We start from the raw sequence: 19,836 nt of genomic DNA, 5'->3' as shown, positions 1-19,836 counted from the left end.
TCCACCCGTCCTTGGACAGACTCAGTTCCTGGGATCGATGTTGGATCGGCTCGACAGCAGGGGGCTTTGGGTGCCGGAAAACGAGAAGGATCATTCAGGGGCCGCGGTCCGTTTCGTCGGGTCATCGGTGCAGGGATTGAGCTCCGCCGAGGTAGCCGAAAGGGTGGCCGCGGGACAAACCAACGCGTTTGTCCAGGACACCAGCCGCAGCGTGTGGAGCATTGTCCGCGCCAACGTGCTCACGTTGTTCAACGGCATCATCCTGGCCTGCTTCATCGTCCTTTTTGCGATCGGCCGCTGGCAGGATGCCCTGTTCGGCTTCAGCGCCATCGCCAACGCGGTGATCGGCAGCGTCCAGGAGTACCGGGCCAAACGTGCCCTGGACCGCCTCGCCCTCCTGAACGCCCCGCACGCCAGGGTGATGCGCGACGGTTCCGAGGCCGAAATCGACCTGGACGACGTGGTGCTGGACGACACCCTTGTCCTGCGGGCCGGTGACCAGGTGCCCGCCGACGGACTGGTGTCCGCATCCCGCGGCCTCCAAGTGGACGAGTCCATGCTCACCGGCGAATCCGATGCCGTGGAAAAGGCCGACGGCGACCGCGTCCTGTCCGGGTCCGTGGTGGTCGCAGGAGAAGGCACCGCAGTAGTGGACCGGGTGGGCGCGGATTCCTTCGCCAATTCACTCGCGGCCGAGGCCAAGCGGTTCTCGCTGGTGGCCTCGGAACTCCGGTCCTCGATCGACCGCGTTCTCAAGTGGGTCACCTGGTTCGTGGGTCCCGTGGCTTTGTTGGTCCTGAACGCGCAGATGATTGCGCAGGGCGGGTGGGCCGAGGCCTCCGCAAGCGGCGCCTGGCGGGACGCAGCGACGGCGACCATCGCCTCCGTCGTCGCCATGGTCCCCCTCGGATTGGTGCTGATGACCAGCATCACCTTCGCCGTGGGGGCGGTGAAACTCGCCCGCCAGCAAGTGCTGGTGCAGGAGCTTCCGGCCGTCGAGGGACTGGCACGCGTGGACATCATCTGCCTGGACAAGACCGGCACACTCACCCAAGGCGATATCGTTTTCGACGCCGCGCATCCCCTGAGCGCCCGTGAAGGGTGGGAGTCTGTGCTCTCCTGGTACGGGGTGCAGAAGGATGCCAACGCAACGGCCCGGAGCCTCGCCGGGCACTTCACTGAGCCGTCTGGCGCCCCACTTGACCGGGTGCCCTTCTCGTCCGCCCGCAAGTGGAGCGCGGTAATTTTCGACGACGGAATGTGGATCCTGGGCGGCCCCGAAATGGTCTTTCCAGCACGCAACTCGGCTGATCCCGTGCTTCAGCAGCTCGCCATCCAGGCCGCCGAGTTGGCGACGACGGGCCGACGCACGCTGGTCCTTGCCCACGGCACACCCACCGACGACGAGACCGTCCCAGCAGACGCCGTCCCGGTGGTGCTTTTGACGTTCAAGGAGAACATCCGTCCCGATGCTGCGGAGACGCTCACGTACTTCGCCGCCCAGGATGTTGACGTCCGGATCATTTCGGGTGACAACCCGCAGACCGTGGCTGCGATCGCCCGCGAGGTTGGCCTGGATGCACCGCATGGCTTTGATGCCCGCGAGTTGCCGGACGATGACCAGGAATTCCTGGAGGTCATCAACAACAACGTTGTTTTCGGCCGGGTCACCCCGGACCAGAAGAAGCGGATCGTGGTGGCGTTGAAGGCGGCCGGCCATACGGTGGCCATGACCGGCGACGGTGTGAACGATGCCCTCGCCATCAAGGAGGCCGATATCGGTGTCGCCATGAACTCAGGTGCCGCCGCTACCAAGGCTGTTGCCCGGTTGGTGCTCCTGGACGGCAAGTTCTCCCACCTGCCCAGCGTCGTGGCTGAAGGCCGGCAGGTCATCGCCAACATCGAGCGCGTCTCCATGCTGTTCCTCACCAAGACCGCCTACGCAACCTTCCTTGCCATCTCCTTCGGCATCCTCCTGCTGCCGTTCCCGTTCCTTCCACGGCAGCTCTCGGTAACGGACGGCCTGACCATCGGCATTCCGGCGTTCTTCCTGGCATTGCTGCCCAACGCCCAGCGTTATATTCCGGGTTTCCTCCGGCGATCCCTGACCTTCGCCGTGCCGGCGGGTGTATCAGTGACCCTGGGCCTTGCCTCCTACGCCCGGCTCGCCGCCAATCTGCAGATTCCGGAAGCCGAGATCAGGACCGGGTCCACCCTCATCCTGGCGATCATCGGTATCTGGATCCTCGTGGTGCTGTCGCGCCCTGTCACCCGGTTCAAGGGGCTGGTGATCGGCGCCATGATGATCGGGCTGGTCCTGGTCTACTCAGTACCGATCGCCCGCGACTTCCTGCAGTTCACCGATCCGACGCTGCCCACGGCGCTGCTGGTCCTGGGAACATCGGCGGCCTGTATCGCGCTGATCGAGATCGTACGCTTTGTTCACCGCCGGGTTGCATACCGGGACGCCCAGGAAGCCCTGCATCACCGGGTCTCAAATCAGCGCGCCTCGAAGTAGCGGCGTCCCCGTCCGAACCACAAGGGAACCAGCACGGCCACCGTGGCGATGGATTGCGAGATCACAGCTGACCAGTCACCGTCAGCGGCAACGATAAGGTCCAGCACGGCAAAAACCAGTCCCAGCAGCATGACCGCTGTCGCACCACGGCGGGCCGCGCTGCTTCCCCGGGCTACCCCGGAGGCCAGCCCGATCACCAGCAAACCGAACAGGATCATGCCTGCACCGAGCAACGTGATGGGCAAAGCAATGCCGCCGGACTGGGCCTCCGGTGTGTAACGCAGGAAAATCGTCAGGATCCCCAGAAGGATCTGCGCGATGCCGCCGATATACATCAGCACCACCGAGAACGTCACCGCACCAGGCCGTTTAGGGCTCTCCCCCGTAGTCATGAACTGAGCATAGACGAGCCATCCTGCGGGCCGTCACTGGTTCGGTCCGGCATAACAACCTTTGTCACGCAATTAACCACTCATTCACACCAGCCTTGAATTCAGTCAACCCGGACTTCCTATGGTCGGGTGAATGGAAAACATTTCACGCAGGTCCCTCATCTCAGCCGGCCTCGGGGCCGGACTCGTCGCCGCCTTGCCAGGTAACGCCGTCGCGGTTTCAACAGCGGACGACGCCGGTCTCCGCACCGATCCGTTCACGCTTGGCATCGCGTCGGGCGAACCGTGGCCCGACGGCTTCGTGATCTGGACGCGCCTGGCGGTGAATCCCGTGGCCGAAGACGGCTTGGGCAGCATGCCTTCCCGTAACGTCGCCGTCGCGTGGGAGGTCGCAGAAGACCCCGCGATGCGCCTAGTAGTAGCCCGCGGCGTCGAACATGCCAGGATCGAAACCGCCCACTCGGTGCACGTCGAACTGAAGGGCCTCCGGCCGGGCCGGGAGTACTTCTACCGTTTCCGCACCGGACGGCACGTGAGCGAAATTGGCCGCACGCTGACAAGCCCAGCGCCCGGCGAGACACCCGCCGCGCTGGCCATGGCATTCGCCAGCTGTGCCCAGTACGAGCATGGCTACTTCACTGCCTACAAGCGCCTGGCCGAGGACCACCCGGACCTGGTGCTGCACTTGGGCGACTACCTCTACGAGTACAAGAAGGACAGTTACGTGATCGGCGGCGGCAACCCCCGCGATCATGAGGGACCGGAGACCGTCAGCCTCGCGGGCTACCGACAGCGGCACGCACAGTACAAGGCCGACGCCGATCTGCAGGCTGCGCACGCAATCGCGCCGTGGCTGGTCGTCTGGGACGACCACGAGGTGGACAACAACTGGGCGGACGAGATCCCCGAGAACAGCGACCCCGGCCAACTCAATGACACCACGGAGCACTTCCGTCAGCGTCGCTCGGCAGCGTTCCAGGCGTACTACGAGAACATGCCCCTGCGAGCGTCCTCGGTCCCTGCCGGGTTCGACATGAAGATCTACCGCACCATCCAATGGGGCCAGCTGGCCAACTTCCACATGATGGACACCCGCCAGTACCGGGACGACCAGCTCGCAGGTGACGGCTGGCGGAAGAATGTGGCCGAGCGCCTGGCCGAAAACCGCACCATCACCGGCGCCGAGCAGGAGAAGTGGCTGCTGGACGGCTTCAAGAACTCCACTCAGCGCTGGGACATCCTGGGCCAGCAGGTCTTCTTCGCCGAACGGGACCGCGACAAGGCGCCGGAGATCGACGACGTCTCCATGGATGGTTGGGACGGTTACGCCGCCTCCCGCCGCCGCATCACCCAAGGCTGGGTGGACGCCAAGGTGCGCAACGCCGTCGTACTTACCGGCGACGTCCACCGCCACTGGGCCACCGACCTCAAAGTGGACTACAAGGATCCGGCGGCGGCGGTGGTCGGCTCGGAACTGGTGTGCTCGTCCATAACTTCCACCGGTGATGGCACAGGTTCCACTGCCGACCCCACCATGGCGTGGAACCCGCACCTGAAGTTCTACAACGACAACCGCGGCTACGTGAACACGCGCATCACCAAGGACGCCATGACCGCGGACTTCCGTGTGCTGGACTACGTCACCACACCGGGGGCACCGGTCAGCACCAGGAAGTCCTTCACGATCACCGACAGCGTGCCGGGGCTCGCCTGATTCACCCGAGTAGGTGACAGCACGTGCTTGGCTCGGCGGGTGATCCCTGCGGCGCGGCCGGTCATCGGGCAGAGGATCGAGTGGGGCCCATTTTGGCACGGCTTGAGACAGGCGTCGATGTTGCCGTGAACTCCAGCAGTCCCCCCCATCAGGTGCCAGCAGTCCTCCAAGCATGGCGATGCCACTAAGCCAGCGGGAACGTAGGTAGTCATTCACGTTCGGTACAACACGATTGGGACGAAGCTTTCTGATCCCCGGACTAGCCCGGAGGTAGCTGCCGCTATCCGTAACGGCAGTATCGAGTTCAAAGATCTCCCCTACGCCTTGGACGGCACGCCCCCTCCTGCCCCATAGAGCTACGGAATGTGAAGAGAATAGACGTATGTCCTACGACCTCTCCGTTTACTGCCCTGACACGCCATCGATGGAGCGGGTGTTGTTACTAATCGATAACACCCGCGGCCTGAGTTGGAACAAAGGAACCGGCCTGTTCGATGAACCGTCAAGCGGAGTGCTTGTGCAGCGCGGAGCGAAGGCCACTTACAGCTTCACCGTTGATGGCCCATTCAACGTCATCAGGGAGGACCTCCCCGATGAGGTTGCTGCCGCACTCCCATCGGCTTCGACGCTCTTTCAGGTGCTCGTAGAGGGAAACGACGAATCTGAGATTGCCCATGGAATCCGATTCGCCAAAAAGCTGGCCAAGGCATGTCACGGCGTTGCGTTCGACGAACAACGGCAGGAAATGTGGCCCAAATCCGGAATGGGGGCGACCGACGTCTCCCCGTCCCACCAACATGGCGACGTAGTGGAGTTCGCTTGGTACTGCCTCGCCGATGAATTGCCCGAAGATCTTCCAGAGATCTATGTAAATCTTGCGCGGGAATACATTCCCGAAGCACTGCCCATACGCTTTGGATCCTTCTATCCCTATCAAGGAGACTTTGCTAGAAGCGGCATCGACGGACTCAAACGAGAATGGGAAGGCTCCGCGGCAGCAACGCTCGTTCTCAAAACAGCGCTGCCTGTGAAAAGCGCGTCGCTCAAGTACATAACGGACCCTTTGATGGGTGACGTGCGCGTGATGAGCATGACCATCCAGCGCAGTGCCCTTGAATCAGGGGAATTTCGTGCCAGAACAAAGGACTTCTTCGTCCAGTTTGCGATAGAGATAGGCGCCTTCCATGCGCACGCAGAAGTAATACCCGTTCTGCCCAACGGATTCTACGCAGACATATTTCGTTACTCGTCAACCACGTGCACCTCGCCCAGTGCCCGCTACCAATGGGTCGGCCTGAAAGCTCATCCACAGTGGTGGATGTGGTTTGGGCCACTTTATGTAGACATGATTCGACCCTACCTGACGGGCCACGTAAAGGAGTATCCCGAAGGTATTTTCCATTCCTGGACCGAAAGCCCGTCGGACCGCCGCCAACTCAGCAGCCTGCTCCCAGGACCGGCCCACGCATGGATCCCAAACGAATACAGCGGTGTTTACGAAAATGACCACACCATAGAGCCCACCGAGCTCGCCCAGAACGTGCCTCCCCGCCTCCGGGAGGCTCGAATGCCAGTAAACACCCCGAACAACCTAGGCGAATAGCAGTTCAGGTCTCCACCATGAAACCGACGACGTGGCGGGAAATGATAGGCCTCGAAAGTCACAATGAACTGCGCCCTGGGTAATCAGTGCCTAGGTGTAACACCACTAAACAAGCCGATGCGGCTATTCCACTTCCTTAGAAGTGGGACACTCCCCCTGGGACGCTCCCCCACCTGTGGAGTTCAGCGCTAAATGGCGGTGTTTCTGCAGCGCTATCTGTCGCGTACGCTGTCCGCAAGGGTTTAGCCGAGCGTGTGATTTCTGAATTTCTGCAGCCGGTTAAGCCTGCCCTCTAGGGCCTCGTAGTTCAGTGTTTCCTCGGTGGGTTGTAGGTGTCTGGTGGTAGGTCGAGGGGTTCGCGGTTGCGGAGGACTTCAGGGATCACGGACGCGACAGCGAGTGGCGCCATTTGTTGGTCGGAGTAGGTTGCGGAGTATTCGGCAGGGACCCACGGTAGGTTCTGAGCTCCGAGCTTTTCGGCGAGCTCACAGCGGTCGAGGGGTTGGTCGCTGAAAGCGCGAAAAAGGCCACCGGCGTGTTCGGAAGCCTCGGGCCCAAGAAATTGCCCAATCTCGGGTACGAGCCGGGGGCCGGCCCAAACCCACCAGAGTGGGTAGGGCGGGAATCCTACCCACTGATCAGGTGGAAGCCGAAAGAACGGACGCCGCTGCATGTCTTGCCCGCGAACCATTTCGGCAGATGCATAGACCGCGCCGAGCTCGGTGGTCACCGCAAGGAAGTACCGGCGCAGTGCGCTCCTGAGCGCACTCTCGGCAAGAGCATGGCCGTCCACGACTAGGGTGATTCGGGTGAACGGGATACCCCAGGCACGCTCCGCGGCTTCGATGCTGCCGTACCGAACCGGTGGCGGGTTCTTGTAGTAGATGTCCCAGCCATTGGATTCGTCGTTGTAGTACTCGTCGATGAAGCCTTTTTCGCCGCTCGAATCGAACCTGAATTGAAGGGGTTCGTACTTGCCGAAACGCACGGGGACAGCTTCGGGAAGTAGCTCTCGGGCTATCCGGAGATAGCCCTCCAGATAGTCTGCCGGGAGGTCGTCTTGGAGGAGAAACCAGCTCATCCAGACGTCCTTATATTCCTTTTGTGGTTCCGTCCGTGGTGGTTGTTCCTTTTCCGTCTTGGGTTGCGGCCATACTTCCGAGGTTTGCTCGTCCATAACGAGACCTTGGCAGGCTTTGGCTAGTTTCCGTGCGAAGCGGACCCCATGTGGGATCTCTGCCCCTGGGGGTTCCCTCCACCAGGACCTGGAACATCGTCGTGGCCTCAGGTAGGACCGCGATGGTTTCCTCCGGGACGTCCTCGGTTTCGATGGAGAACGGGCCATCGACGGTGAAGCTGTAGCCACGCTTCACACCTCGAAGCACCACTACACCGGTGCCATCGGAATTCTCCGGATCGGCATGCAGTCCACGGGTATTTCCCACGAGCACCCGCACTTGATCAACGGTGGGGGAACCAGGACAGTAGAGCGTCAGGTCATAAGACAAATGAGGTCCTCTGGTTAGTATGGTGGGCGGGCCGCAAGTGACGGATTCTGCTGGACAAGATTTTTCTGTATGTTTCTATGTCCAGTCCGGCTTCGGCGGCGGCACGAGCATCCGGGTGAGCCGTTCGGGCATGGTCTCAGCGAACCGGTCTTCTTCGTTTGGGTCCGGAACGAGAGTGAATTCGGCTGGCACCCACTGTGCGGCCTCTGGCCATCGCTCGAGGATTTGCTCGCGGTCCAAGGGTGCGTCCCCGAAGCGATGTAGCAGTCCTCCCGGGTATCCCTCTATTGATCCGATGAGGTGTGACCGGACGAGATCCGCGTACAGCGGAGAGAACCACGCCAGCCACGTCGGATGGGCGGTCAGGCCCTGCCAGCGGCCCCATGCTGTCTTCTGAAAGAAGAGAGTCTCAGGCGAGGGAAGTGACCAGAGCGTACGACCGGTCCATTCCCAGCGTCTGGGGTCGACCTCGGCTGTTGCATAGAAGCTTCGAAGATCCATGGCCACAGCGACAAAAAACCGCTCGAATGCGGCCCTCCAATTAGGATCTTCGAGAACATCGCGGTGTATTTTGAACGAGACAGACTGTACGTCACCGTTGCGTATGGCACGGTCCTGGTTCCAGTTGCCGCCGAACACGCCGGCGAAGTACGCGCCCTCGATAGGGAATGTGCTGGACGTGAACACTGAATTGTGTTCCGCGAAGGCTCTCACGAAGGCTTGGTCGCCGTCGCGAGCAAGGTTGCCTTGGAGTGGTTCGTAATTGCCGAACCGCTTAGGAACGGCCTCGGGTAGGTACCGGCGCGCTAGGTTCAGGTAGCGCTGCGGGAAATTGTCTCGAACCTCATTTATGAGGTGGTACCAGCGGACTTCAACCATGTCGACTATGGTTCTCGGTTCGGGTTTTGCCGCCCCGCGATTGCTGGTCTTGGGCCAGACCTCTTCGGTCTGGAGGTCCTGCGCTGCTCCGTTGGCTTCCTTGGCCAGGCGTTTAGTGAATCGGACAGCGTGCGGGATGGATCCCGGATCGGAGCCTTCAACCAGGATGCTGTACATGACGCCCGCGCCGAGGACGGCGGCTGTGACCTCATACGGAACGTCTTCGGGCTCGACCAGGTACGGGCCTTCCAGGGTGAAGCAGTACGCGGCTTTCTTGCCGCGCAGGATGTGCCGGTTCTGCGGGCCGTCAGCGCTTCCGTCGACGATTTCTTCCAACTGCAAACCTGGTGAAGCGTCCACGAGAGCGGCAAGGACTTCTGCGTCCAGGGCTTCGGGCAGGTACACAGCAAGGTCATATGACATGACCACAGGCTAGATGTGTTCGCTCCTCCATCAAACCTGCCCCAAGAGTGTGTGAAGCGAAGTCGGTAATCGACATGGCACCGGTTTACTGGTCGTCTTGGAAAAGTACAGGTTTTCAAGACGCCCGCCCCGAGTCGAAGGTGCCAGCGGACTACCGCCCCCTTTCGGCATGGTTCTTGTCTTGGAAAGTCGTCTCGATGAATACCGTCTTAGCCGAGTGCTTTTGTGGACTTTCTGAGGCAATGGGCGGGTGAGGCACCTAGGGTCCACCATCAATCGAATGGAATTACCCCTGAAACCCCAGTGACTACGCGCAACTGCGGGAGTACCCTAGTCCCAGTTGCATTAGTGGTCACCTTTCGAGTTCTGGGTTCTGCCGTGGGCTATGTGCGTTCGTCGTTGACCGACCTTCTGGGTGTACTTTCCGACGCCATCTCTCCCCAACGCGTGCGGTTCGACGACGGCTCCCCCGTTGCCGGAGTTCCCCCACCGGACGCTCCCGTCACCGTGCATGCCGTCACGTTGAACCGTGTGGGAAGGTCCCGCCGGGACGGGCCTGTCCTGGACCTGGAACTCAGGGTGGCAGTTGAATGCCATGGTCCCGAACAGCTCGACACCATGGAAAAGTTGCTGCTGGCAGTGGAACACCACAGCCAGTACTCGGTGGTGTCCACCGGTGAATTCCGCCCCGAGGAATACTCCGGCGCCATCCGCCAAGGTATGGGGTTCCTTGTCCGTATCCCTGTAGCCCTCCGCTTCGAAGAACCCTCCGGACCTCCCGTCCTGGAGCCGCTCATCGCCAAGACAGGCGTTGCCCGCCGAATCCACGGACGCCTCGTGGACGCCCACAACAAAGGCATCCCCGACGCCTACATCCACGCCCATTCCTCCGCCACGGCCGTGGTCAGCGATGCCACCGGCCACTTTGAGGTCCTGGCCTCGACGGATGAACTCCAGCACTTTGCCGTGGCCGTCAGCGGCACCGAACGGGAAGTCTCGGCCAGCACCAGCAGCCTGCCGGTCATCATCCGGTGGACGTGAACCGTCCATAAAGTAAGAGGGAGCGCACCATGGCGAACTATCAGGCGCCAGGCGTTTATGTACAGGAAGTTCCCAGTGGCGCACGCGCGATTGGGCAGGTCAACACCAGCATCGCCGGGTTCGTGGGCCTCGCTCCCAACCGGGACACCCTGGTCGACGAGCTCCGGGTCCTGGACAACTGGACCCAGTTCGTGGACCAATACGTCGGCAACGCGACAGCGGGCACACCGCTTTCGAACGCTGTGTACGGCTTCTTCTCCAACGGAGGAAGCCGTTGCTATGTGGTGAACATCGGCGAGGACGGCAGCCTCACAGGAACCGCCGCAAAGCCTACCGGACTGACGCTCTTCGAAGCGGTGGACGACATCTCCATGGTGGCCGCTCCTGGCTTCGCCACCGCCGAAGCCTACGCCGCCCTCCAGGCACACGTTGAGCATCCGCTCCGCCAGGACCGCATGGCCATCCTGGACACGGTGGAGAAAGTGGACGACGTCGGGGCGCTCACCCGGGCCGCCACGTCAGGCGTTCCAGAGGGCGCCCGGGCTGAGGAAGCAGACGATGGCACGACGCCAGACGCGGACGCCGATGACGACGCTTCAGAAGCCGGGGACGCAACGGAGGAGACGGACGACGCCGGCGGCAACCCGCCGTCGTCGTCCTCCTCTTCGGTAGCCTCCGACGCACCTGACTGGCCCGACTCAACACGACCCGCTGCGTCCGCCTCTGCCGGCCCCGCAGCGGAGGCCGGTGAGCAGCAGGACCTCGGCGCCCCGCAATCCCCCGGCGGCTACACGGCCCTGTACTACCCGTGGATCGTGATGATCGATCCCGTGTCCGGCAAGAAGGTGACCCAACCGCCGTCCGGCCATATCGCTGGTGTGTGGGCGCGCGTTGACGCGACCCGCGGCGTCCACAAGGCGCCTGCCAACGAGCCCATCCAGGGCGCCATCGATCTGGTGCGGCGGGTGAGCCGCGGCGAGCAGGAGGTCCTGAACCCTGCGGGGGTGAACTGCATCCGCTACTTTCCCGGTGAGGGCATCCGGATCTGGGGCGCACGGACCAAGGCACCTGAGGCCAGCGAATACAGATATGTGAACGTGCGGAGGCTGACCAACATGATCAAGGAATCCGTGGCGGACGGGACGCGCTGGGTGGTGTTCGAGCCCAACGACCACACCTTGTGGAAGTCGATCCGCCGCGACATCGGCGCGTTCCTGACGAATGTCTGGCGGGATGGAGCCTTGCTCGGGACTACTCCTCAACAAGCGTTCTTCGTGAAATGCGACGAGGAAACCAACCCGCCCGAGGTCCGCGACGCCGGGCAAGTGGTCACGCTGATCGGGATCGCGCCCGTGAAACCGGCCGAATTCGTGATCTTCAAGCTCATGCAGTCGGCGGACAACACCAGCGAGACAGAGAGCGCAGGAGCCTGACATGACAACCCCAGCACCTGCCGCCCAGCCCGGCAATGTGGTGGACCCGTACCGGGCCTACAACTTCAAGCTCGTCATCCAAGGAGTCGTCCAAGGGCATTTCACCAAAGTGGAAGGCCTCGGACTGAAGATCGACCGCATCCTCTACCGCTCCGGCGGCGAGAACAGCACCGTCCGAGTCATCCCCGGCCAGGTGGAGTACACGCCAGTGACCCTAAAGTACGGGCTCACCGATTCCACCGAAATGCTCCAATGGCTCTTCAAGGCAGTGGACGGAAAAGTGGAGCGGCGTAACGTGTCCATCGCAATGCTCAACGACGCCGGATCCGTGGAAGTACGGCGCTGGAACCTCCTGGGGGCCTGGCCGTGCGACTGGTTCGGCGCGCCCCTTGACGCCCTGGGCAAGGACCTCGCCATCGAATCCCTCAGCATCGCGTACGACCGCCTGGAGCTCGACGATGCCCGCGCTCCCGTCGCCTGAGCCTGCGTTTTCCTGGCGCCGGGCGGCAGCGCGACGGTTGCGGGGCGTGGCGGGGTGGCTGGATGGTGGGCCGCGTGAGTCTTTTGAATCTGTGGGGCCTGTTTCGCCGGAAGGCACGACGCCGGTGCGTGGGTTTGCGCTGGATGGCGCACCCGAGCATTGGGTCCGGTTACTCCGCGACGCCGGGCTGGCCCCGCCCGTTGCGAGGCCCGCTCTACGCCCTTGGACCCGTTTCAGGCGAGCACAGCGGGCCCCACAAGTTCCTCGCCGCGATTCCCCACCCGTTGCGAGGCCCGCTCTACACGCATTCACACCACCAAACCCTGCAGAGCAGGCCCCACAACGCACCCCACCCGTTGCGAGGCCCGGTATGCGCCCTTCGGCTCCCCAAGACCGCGCAGAGCAGGCCCCACAACAAATGCCCGTGTTACGGCTCCGCCCTTTTCGACATGGGTTCCCTGCCAGCCCACCCCCCAACGTTGCGAGGCCCGCTCTACACCCATCCACACCACCAAACCCTGCAGAACAGGCCCCACAACGCACCCCTCCCGTTGCGAGGCCCGGCGTGCACCCTTCGGCTCCCCGTGAAGGCGAAGAACAGGCCCCACAACACATATCCGCGCTGAGGCTCCACCCGGTTCGGCCGGGACCCGTTCCCGTTCCCGTTGCACCACCCCCCAACGTTGCGAGGCCCGCTCTACACGCATCCACACCACCAAACCCTGCAGAACAGGCCCCGCAACGTACCCCGGGCGAGGCACCACCCGTTGCGGGGCCCGATATGCGTGACTCGAGCGCACCCAAGCGCGCAGAGCAGGCCCCGCAACACACCCCCCGACGCTACGAACCCCAACGCGCAGAGCACGCCCCACAACACACCCCGCAACGCAACGAACCCCGACACTACGAACCCCGCCCGATCCCCCAAGCCCAACCCCAAGGACACCCAAGCGCCGTCGGGGTTCACACGCCCGCGCCGCCCGTCAACGGCGCGTGGCCCGAGCTCACCCCACGCCCCACCAACACCACTACGAACACCCAGCCCGCCCCACTGACACCCCTGGAAAACGCGATGTCCCGCCAGGCCCGCCTCCACGACGAACACCTGGCGGTCTGAGATGGAACGTGTCGCTTTCCTGATCGAGGACACCGGGGAACACCTTGGCTGCCTGCTCAACCCTGAAACCGTGGTGATGCAACGCTCGGCCGGTGTCGAGGCGCGAAGGAGTGCGGGCGGCAAACTGAGCGGCAGCGGGTTGGCGGACGACCCCCTGCTCTTCACCGGTGGCGGACACACGGAACTGCGGCTGGATCTGTTGTTTGACGTCGACCTCGCGCCGGCGTCGCTCCATGTCCAGGACGTTCGGCAGATGACCCGCCCCATTTGGGCGCTCGCGGAGAACAGCGCCGAAGTCGAAAGGCAGCGCAGGCCGCCGTCGGTCCGGTTTGTGTGGGGCCGCGCGTGGAACGTGCCGGGCATCGTGACGGAGGTGGCGGAGCGTTTCGATCGGTTCGCCCCCGATGGATCGCCCCTCAGGTCCTGGATGCGCATGGTCTTCGTCAGGGTGGGGCAGGCAGCTGATGAGGAAGGCGGCGAGAACTACGAACTCGCCCGGCGCCTTCCCGCCGTCGACCTGACAGCGCCTCCCGTGGACACGCTCCCGGTCACCGGTGACGGCAGCACGGACCGGGATGCCTTAATGCCCGACGGCGGCGAACTGCTTCCCGAGGTACCCCCGGCTGAGCTGGGGCGACTGTCCGTGGAAGCGTTCGGCACGCCCCTGCTCTGGAAGCTGCTTCTGGAGTACAACAACATTGACGATCCCGCACATTTCACCGGCCCACTCGCCGTTCCGCCCATGGGTGATACACCATGAGGCAACTGCAAGGCCTCCCCGAACTCATCGTCACCCTCGGCCGGCGCAGGCTCAGCACTGCCGAAACCGCCGCGATAGTTTCCGTCCAGGTGCTCAGCTCACTCGCACGCCCGGCACAGTGCCTCATCAGTTGGCGTCCCGGCCCCGGCCGGACGGCCGCGGCCAGGGGAGGCGTGGATCCAACACCGGGAGATGCCCTCAGGGTAGAGCTCGGCGGCCAGCGGACACCGCTTTTCGTTGGCGAGGTGACGGTCGTGGAGTACAGCTACGGCGCAGACCTCGGCCAGGAAATCCGGATCAGGGCCTACGACGCACTGCATCGCCTGAGGAAGCGCCAATTCACCCGGCTCCACGACGACGTGGATCTCGCAGGATTAGCAAGGAAACTCTGCGAAGGCACCGGCCTGGACGTGGTGGGCGGCGGTGATCGGCTCGGCCAGGTCTACCAGTGCGCGCGGACGGACCTCAGCCTCCTCGTGGAACAAAGCGCCCGGGTGGGCGCCTACCCCGTGGTGCACGACGGTGCCCTCAGGCTCACAGGACTCGACGGCGAAGGCGAACCTTTGGAGCTGACCCTCGGTGCCACGCTTCATTCCGCCGACATCGAACTCAGCCAAGAGCCGGCCTATGCAGGGGCCCGGACCAACGGGTGGCGCAGCGACGACGCTTCCATCCACCAAGCCGACACCACAAGCAGCGACGCCAAAGCCCAGGTCACGGCCGATCCGGCGCTGGCAAGTGTAGGGGCGGGCGGCGACCTCAGGCGGGACAACGAAGTCCTTGACTCAGGAGCGCTCGCCGACGCCCTGGCCAAGGCCGAGCTGGACACCAAGACCGCGGGCCAGGTCACGGCCGTCTTTGTCGCCGAAGGCAACCCACGGCTGAGGGCAGGCGGCCGGGTAAGGATCAAGGGAGTGGCGCCGAGCATCGAAGGAACGTACCTGATCGCGAGCGCCTCGCACCGCTTGGACGGAACCGGCTACGAAACCACCCTGACCACCCGGCCCCCGGGTTCCGTACCGGAACGTCGCCCGGACGTTTTTACCCTGGGGACCATCGTGGATGTGGATGATCCCGAGTCACGGGGCCGTGCCCGGGTCAGGCTCCCCGCCTATCCTGACCTCGAAACCAACTGGGCCCCTGTGCTGACCGCGGGAGCGGGTCCGGGCAAAGGGCTCGTTGTCCCGCCGGCTCCCGGGGACAACGTCCTGGTCCTCCTCCCCGCCACAGATCCTGCTCAGGCCATCATCCTTGGCGGCCTCTATGGCAGCGAGCAGCCGCCGGACAGCCGGATCGGCACCGAGAGGGAGAGCCGTTACACCTTCCGCAGCGCGGACGGTCAACAGATCATGCTCGACGGCGGTGCCCACACCATCAGCTTCACGGACGGTCACGGCTCCTCCGTAGAGCTGGGACCGGACAAACTCAGGATCACGGCGGCCACGGACCTGGTGCTCGAGGCCCCTGGCAAGGCCATGAAGATCCGCGCCAAATCCGTCGACTTCGAGGAGGCCTAGGTATGAGGATCCTCGTCAAGGAAGCCATCCTGCGCTGCGGGCACGACGGCAAGGTGGAGAACGTGCCGTCCCAGGAGTGGGTCCGGGTCAAGGATTCCCCCATTCTGGTGGACAGTGATCCCCAGGGCAGGGACATCAGCATGTGCCCGCACATCGGTATCAACATCAAGCCGTGCAACAAGACCTTGCCGGTGACCAGGGGTTATTCGGCGTTCATCTCGATCGGCGGCAAGGCGGTCTGCCTGGACACAGTGGAGGGCTTCACGGATGGCACACCGCCGGGTGCGGTCAAGTACAACGTCCGCAGGCCCGGGCAAACGCTGGTGGGAGCCACTTCATGAAAAGGCACCAGCCATGAGCGCCCCGCGGTATAAGTCGGTGGCCTTCATCCACCCGGATTTCGACGACACCGCCGGCATTCCCGGTCTGCGGCTGACCCCAGCGGGCATGCTGGCTACCGTCACGGACGCGGCGTCGGTGAGGCAAGCCCTGCTCCTCCTGTTGAGCACCCGGCCCGGCGAGCGCGTGAACCGTCCAACGTACGGGTGTCACCTGTTCCGCTTGGCCTTCGCGCCGGCCGACGACACCACGGCCGGCCTCGCCATCCACTATGTGGCAAGGGCGGTAGAGCAGTGGGAGCGCCGCATCACGGTCCTTTCCCTGGATGCCTCGAGGTCGCCGGAGGAGCCTGAAGTACTTGAGGTCAGGCTGAAATACCGTGTGCGGACCACCCAGCTTGAGGACCAGATCACGATCGCCCTGCCTGTGGAATCCGGAGGTGCAACATGAGTATCCCCGTGCCCAACCTGGACGACCGCAGTTTCGCGGATCTGGTGGCCGGTGCCCGCGAGCGCATCCAGCAGATCGCCCCGGAATGGACCGATCTCTCCGTCCACGACCCCGGCATCACCATCGTGGAGGCCTTCGCCTACCTCACGGACACGCTGATGTACCGGCTCAACCGCGTGCCGGAGAAGCTTTACGCCGTGTACCTGAACCTGCTGGGCACGTCCCTTTATCCGCCCAGCACGGCCGAGACAATGCTGGAGTTCAGCCGCGCCTCTTCCACAGGTCCAGCAACAGAGCAGGAAATCCATATCCCGCGCGGCACCCAGGTCAGCTGCCCACCCGGCGTCCCGGGTTCACCGCAGCCTGTATTTACGACGACGGCGGCAGCCACGTTGGCGCCCGGCAAGACAACCGTCCTGGTCCCTGCAGCCGATGTCGCCTTATACGACGCCATCCCTATCGGTACGGGAACTGGCAGACCCGGCCAGAGCCTGGTGATCCCCAACGCTCCGATCGTCTCGGGCGCCGGCCTGGCAATCGCCGTCGAGGTTCCGGCAGGGACGAGGCTCAGCAGCGGCGAGGCGGTGCTGGTGGACGGGAAGACATTCAGGTACTGCCAGGAGGTGGAGGCGTTCGCCGACGCGAGGCCCGGGGAGATGCCGGTGCGGATAGACCGGAGTGCCGGCGTCGCCATGTTCGCGTGGTGGGACGAGGAGTCCACAGGGCGGGCAGGCCAAAACCAGGTACCTGCCCCGGGCGCCGAAGTGCGTGCCTGGTATCGCAGCGGCGGGGGCGCTGGCGGGAACGTCGGCGCCGGCCAGCTCACAGTGTTGCGCTCCCCTGTTCCGGGCGCCAAGGTCACCAATCCGGAACCGGCCACCGGCGGCCGCGATGGCGAATCCTTGGAGAACGCGCTGAGGCGTGCCCCGCAGGATTTCCATGCCCGCGACCGGGCTGTCACCGTCCGCGACTACGAGGTCCTGGCCCTGCGGCACGGCGGTGTGGGGCGTGCGCGCGCCTTCACTCGAAAGGAGCTGTGGGCGTTCGCCCGACCCGGCGAAGTGGAAGTCGTGCTGGTGCCGTTCGTCCCGGGAAGTGGGGCAGCGGGAAGCGGGGCAGCGGGCAGCCGGACAGCGGCACAAAAGCCCCTCAGGGCTGCCGAACTCGTCGCCCATGCCCGCGACGAAGTACGGCTGGAGGTGGAACAGTACCTCCGCAGGCGCTCCACGGTCGGCGCCGAACCCGTGGTGCGCTGGGGGCTCTACAAGCAGGTGCTGGTGGACGCGAGGGTCGTTGTCCGGCCTGACGAAGATGCCGAGGCCGTCAAGGCCCGCATCGTAGGCCGCCTCTCTGAAGGAATCAGCCCGTTGAGTCCGGATCCTTCGAGCTACGGGTCGGGGTTCGGCAAGCCCTTGCGCGTTTCCAACCTGTACCGGGCCATGGAGGAAGCCGAGCCCGGGGTGCAGTACGTGGACCGGGTGACGCTGGAAGTGGACAAGGTTCCGGACACCGATGCCATGGCGCTGGTGCAGGCCGAAGGCCAGGACAACACATGGTTCGTGGCCCAGGGCAGCACGCTGTTCCGCACCACGAACGCCGCCGACGGCTGGGAAGCCTGCGCAGAGTTCGGGGACACAGCCGATACAGAGGAAACAGTCCGTTCCATCGCCCCTTTCCGTTCGCCCGCGCCGGGTCGTGTCGGTCCCGAGAAGCACCCTGGAATGGTGGCCGTCAGCACCGTCACGGCCACGGGCTCCCGTGTTTATATCAGCGATGACCTCGGCGAATCCTGGCGCAGGGCAGCAGAGCTGGGTTTCGTCGTCGCCGATTTGTGCTGGGTGGATCGGCAAGGCGAGCCGCTGTTGCTGCTGGCCGGCGAGCGGGGTCTCTATGAACTTCCCGTGAGCCCGGGTGCCATTCCGGTGCAAAACGTTGTGGACACGAGCCAGCCAGACCGCGGTTTCTACGCCGTCGACGCCCTGGTGGATGTGCGCGGCAGGACCGGAGTGGTGGTGGCCGCCGAGGCCTCCGCCGGTGTGTGGCTCTCCCCCGACGCCGGAACGGCCGGAACGTTCAAGCAGGTGAAGGCGGCCGGCGAGGACATCCGCTGCATGACAGTCCAGTACGACGGCGGCGCGAGCTATGTGTGGCTCGGCCGCGCAGTGCCGGAGGGCACCGGGACGGGATGCCTGCGGCTGAAGATCGACGAACTGGGCCGAACGGATTTTGACGAATCGTTCATGGACTCCTGGGAGCAGTTCAGCGGCGGGTGGACCGGTGGCAGCTGTTGGGGCGTGCACGTGATGGGCAAGGCCGCCTATGCCGCGACGCAAAGCGGCGGCGTCCTGCGGTTGCAACTTGGTCAGGCGTCGGCGCAATGGAGTGTGCCTGATGTGAACTGCAAGCTGCCGTTGCGGGACCGGACCCGGTTTGAGCCGGTCCGCTCAGTGTCGGGCGCTGTTCTGGACGGCGGCCAGGTCTTGGTGCTGGCCGCCGGGCCCAAAGGTGTCTACAGAAGCAAAGACGACGCCGTCACCTGGGAAAGCTGCACGCGCAGGGTGGTGGACGATCTGGTGACGCTGCCGGATACGTGGCTGTTCTGCTCCGGCGACCACAGGATCGAGGTGGTCCACGGACATGGCTAGCACCTCCGACGTCCAGGCATCAAAGCTCCTCAAAGTCCTCCCCGAAGTGTTCCAGGTAGCCGCCGATACCAGCGCCCCCATGCAGGCACTTCTTGCCGTGGCAGAGGACATGCACCAGCCCGTCCGGCAGGTCTTGGACCGGCTCCATACCGTTCCGGATCCTGGGCGGGCACCGGCGTCGTTGATTCCGTTCCTGTCGCGCTGGGTGGACCTTGACTGGTTGACGCTCCCCGGGGCAGAAGGTGCCGCCGGGGGTTCCGGCGCGGTTCCCATCACACGCCAGCGGGACCTGATCGCCGCCGCAGCGCAGCTCTCCTCGCGGCGGGGAACCGTCGACGGGCTCACCCGCTTCCTGCACCTCGCCACGGGAGTGCCGGGTTTCGACATCGAATCCGTCCCGGGCGCGTTCCACATCAAGGTGCTGGTCCCCGCGGAGGCGGCCGGGCAATTGGAACTGATCCGGAGGACCGTCAAAGGCGTGAAACCGGCGCACGTAACCGACGAGATCGAGGTGCGGACCGGTGAATAAGGAGAACCGGACACCCATCATGGTGGTGATCGCTTGTGGCGTGGTGGCGGTCCTGGTGCTGGTGTTCGGTGTCAGCTGTGGCGGAGGCAACGATGACGCCGCCGCAGATTGGCAGGGCGGATTCTCCGGTACGGCGGTGGCAGCGAAGCTCACTGCGGCGGACTTGTCGGTGCAGAGCGGCTCGTGTTCGGCGTCCGATACGCAGCTGGTGGTAACAGGCGCCTGCGTGTTCGAGGTGAAGGAATTCGGCGGAGGCTGGTTCTCCTTCGGACCGCCTACCAAGCGGGCCAGGCTGGCGCCCCAACAGCTGGTGAGGGTCTCATTGTTCATCCAAGGCACCCGTGCCGAGCAGGACTCCGGCCCGGGAAAGACCGTGGACGTGACCTTCGGGACCTCCGGTGGACAGCTGGGAATCGCTTGCCTGGCCATAGGGGCCTGCGTACTGCAACTCCAGGAAGCCGGAGGCTGAGATGAACCTTTGCACGCC

17 protein-coding genes are annotated in these 19,836 nt (G+C 64.1%); 14 read left to right on the top strand and 3 right to left on the bottom strand.

Annotated elements, in window-relative coordinates; all coding sequences use genetic code 11:
• The first annotated feature begins 70 nt into the window (after positions 1–70).
• Positions 71–2,518 carry an HAD-IC family P-type ATPase gene (locus ACSSVG_RS13440; protein ID WP_492415180.1) on the top strand — a complete coding sequence of 816 codons (2,448 nt, stop codon included), beginning with the start codon at positions 71–73 and terminating at the stop codon, positions 2,516–2,518.
• Here ACSSVG_RS13440 and ACSSVG_RS13435 read toward each other — a convergent pair.
• Positions 2,500–2,910: a hypothetical protein gene (locus ACSSVG_RS13435; protein ID WP_492415179.1), complete on the bottom strand. Its 411-nt coding sequence runs from the start codon at positions 2,908–2,910 to the stop codon at positions 2,500–2,502. The two genes, ACSSVG_RS13440 and ACSSVG_RS13435, sit on opposite strands and share 19 nt — an antisense overlap.
• Before the next feature lie 133 nt (positions 2,911–3,043).
• Here ACSSVG_RS13435 and ACSSVG_RS13430 point away from each other — a divergent pair, with 133 nt between their 5' ends.
• Together ACSSVG_RS13430 and ACSSVG_RS13425 are read left to right on the top strand one after the other, a co-directional pair.
• Complete coding sequence (locus tag ACSSVG_RS13430; protein WP_492415178.1) at positions 3,044–4,624, top strand: alkaline phosphatase D family protein; 1,581 nt, start codon at positions 3,044–3,046, stop codon at positions 4,622–4,624.
• Positions 4,625–5,006: 382 nt separating this feature from the next.
• Complete coding sequence (locus tag ACSSVG_RS13425; protein ID WP_492415177.1) at positions 5,007–6,227, top strand: hypothetical protein; 1,221 nt, start codon at positions 5,007–5,009, stop codon at positions 6,225–6,227.
• 307 nt (positions 6,228–6,534) lie between these two features.
• Here ACSSVG_RS13425 and ACSSVG_RS13420 read toward each other — a convergent pair whose 3' ends face one another.
• Both ACSSVG_RS13420 and ACSSVG_RS13415 read right to left on the bottom strand, forming a co-directional pair.
• Complete coding sequence (locus tag ACSSVG_RS13420; RefSeq protein WP_231338433.1) at positions 6,535–7,308, bottom strand: hypothetical protein; 774 nt, start codon at positions 7,306–7,308, stop codon at positions 6,535–6,537.
• A 502-nt stretch (positions 7,309–7,810) separates the two neighbouring features.
• The gene (locus ACSSVG_RS13415; RefSeq protein WP_492415176.1) at positions 7,811–9,037 is read right to left on the bottom strand and encodes a hypothetical protein; all 1,227 of its coding nucleotides are present in this window, start codon (positions 9,035–9,037) and stop codon (positions 7,811–7,813) included.
• 348 nt (positions 9,038–9,385) lie between these two features.
• On the opposite strand from ACSSVG_RS13415, the gene ACSSVG_RS13410 reads away from it, so the two are divergent.
• From ACSSVG_RS13410 to ACSSVG_RS13360, 11 genes are all read left to right on the top strand, one after another.
• Positions 9,386–10,078, top strand: coding sequence for a hypothetical protein (locus tag ACSSVG_RS13410; RefSeq protein WP_492415175.1), 693 nt, complete (start codon positions 9,386–9,388; stop codon positions 10,076–10,078).
• A 29-nt stretch (positions 10,079–10,107) separates the two neighbouring features.
• The gene (locus tag ACSSVG_RS13405; protein WP_492415174.1) at positions 10,108–11,511 is read left to right on the top strand and encodes a phage tail sheath family protein; all 1,404 of its coding nucleotides are present in this window, start codon (positions 10,108–10,110) and stop codon (positions 11,509–11,511) included.
• Between the two features lies 1 nt (position 11,512).
• Positions 11,513–11,992 (top strand): phage tail protein, encoded by a 480-nt coding sequence (locus ACSSVG_RS13400; RefSeq protein ID WP_492415173.1) that lies wholly within the window; start codon positions 11,513–11,515, stop codon positions 11,990–11,992.
• A 781-nt stretch (positions 11,993–12,773) separates the two neighbouring features.
• A complete protein-coding gene (locus ACSSVG_RS13395) occupies positions 12,774–13,109 on the top strand; it encodes a hypothetical protein (RefSeq protein WP_492415172.1) in 336 nt (111 codons plus the stop codon).
• Between the two features lies 1 nt (position 13,110).
• Positions 13,111–13,869: a CIS tube protein gene (locus ACSSVG_RS13390; protein ID WP_231338566.1), complete on the top strand. Its 759-nt coding sequence runs from the start codon at positions 13,111–13,113 to the stop codon at positions 13,867–13,869.
• Positions 13,866–15,386: a phage baseplate assembly protein V gene (locus tag ACSSVG_RS13385; RefSeq protein ID WP_492415171.1), complete on the top strand. Its 1,521-nt coding sequence runs from the start codon at positions 13,866–13,868 to the stop codon at positions 15,384–15,386. Before ACSSVG_RS13390 ends, ACSSVG_RS13385 begins: the two co-directional genes overlap by 4 nt.
• Before the next feature lie 2 nt (positions 15,387–15,388).
• On the top strand, positions 15,389–15,727 hold the full coding sequence (locus tag ACSSVG_RS13380; RefSeq protein WP_492415170.1) for a hypothetical protein: 339 nt from the start codon (positions 15,389–15,391) through the stop codon (positions 15,725–15,727).
• Between the two features lie 13 nt (positions 15,728–15,740).
• Positions 15,741–16,175, top strand: a complete 435-nt coding sequence (locus ACSSVG_RS13375; protein WP_492415169.1) for a GPW/gp25 family protein — start codon at positions 15,741–15,743, stop codon at positions 16,173–16,175.
• Positions 16,172–18,820: a hypothetical protein gene (locus ACSSVG_RS13370; protein WP_492415168.1), complete on the top strand. Its 2,649-nt coding sequence runs from the start codon at positions 16,172–16,174 to the stop codon at positions 18,818–18,820. Before ACSSVG_RS13375 ends, ACSSVG_RS13370 begins: the two co-directional genes overlap by 4 nt.
• Positions 18,813–19,349, top strand: a complete 537-nt coding sequence (locus ACSSVG_RS13365; RefSeq protein ID WP_492415167.1) for a phage tail protein — start codon at positions 18,813–18,815, stop codon at positions 19,347–19,349. The genes ACSSVG_RS13370 and ACSSVG_RS13365 overlap by 8 nt, the downstream gene beginning before the upstream one ends.
• Complete coding sequence (locus ACSSVG_RS13360; RefSeq protein WP_231338560.1) at positions 19,342–19,818, top strand: hypothetical protein; 477 nt, start codon at positions 19,342–19,344, stop codon at positions 19,816–19,818. The genes ACSSVG_RS13365 and ACSSVG_RS13360 overlap by 8 nt, the downstream gene beginning before the upstream one ends.
• The last annotated feature ends 18 nt before the right edge of the window (positions 19,819–19,836 follow it).

The sequence above is a fragment of the Paenarthrobacter sp. E2MeOHC11 genome (genome assembly GCF_058744955.1).
Note: the sequence above shows the minus strand (reverse complement) of the source record. Positions and strands in the feature narration are given on the sequence as shown.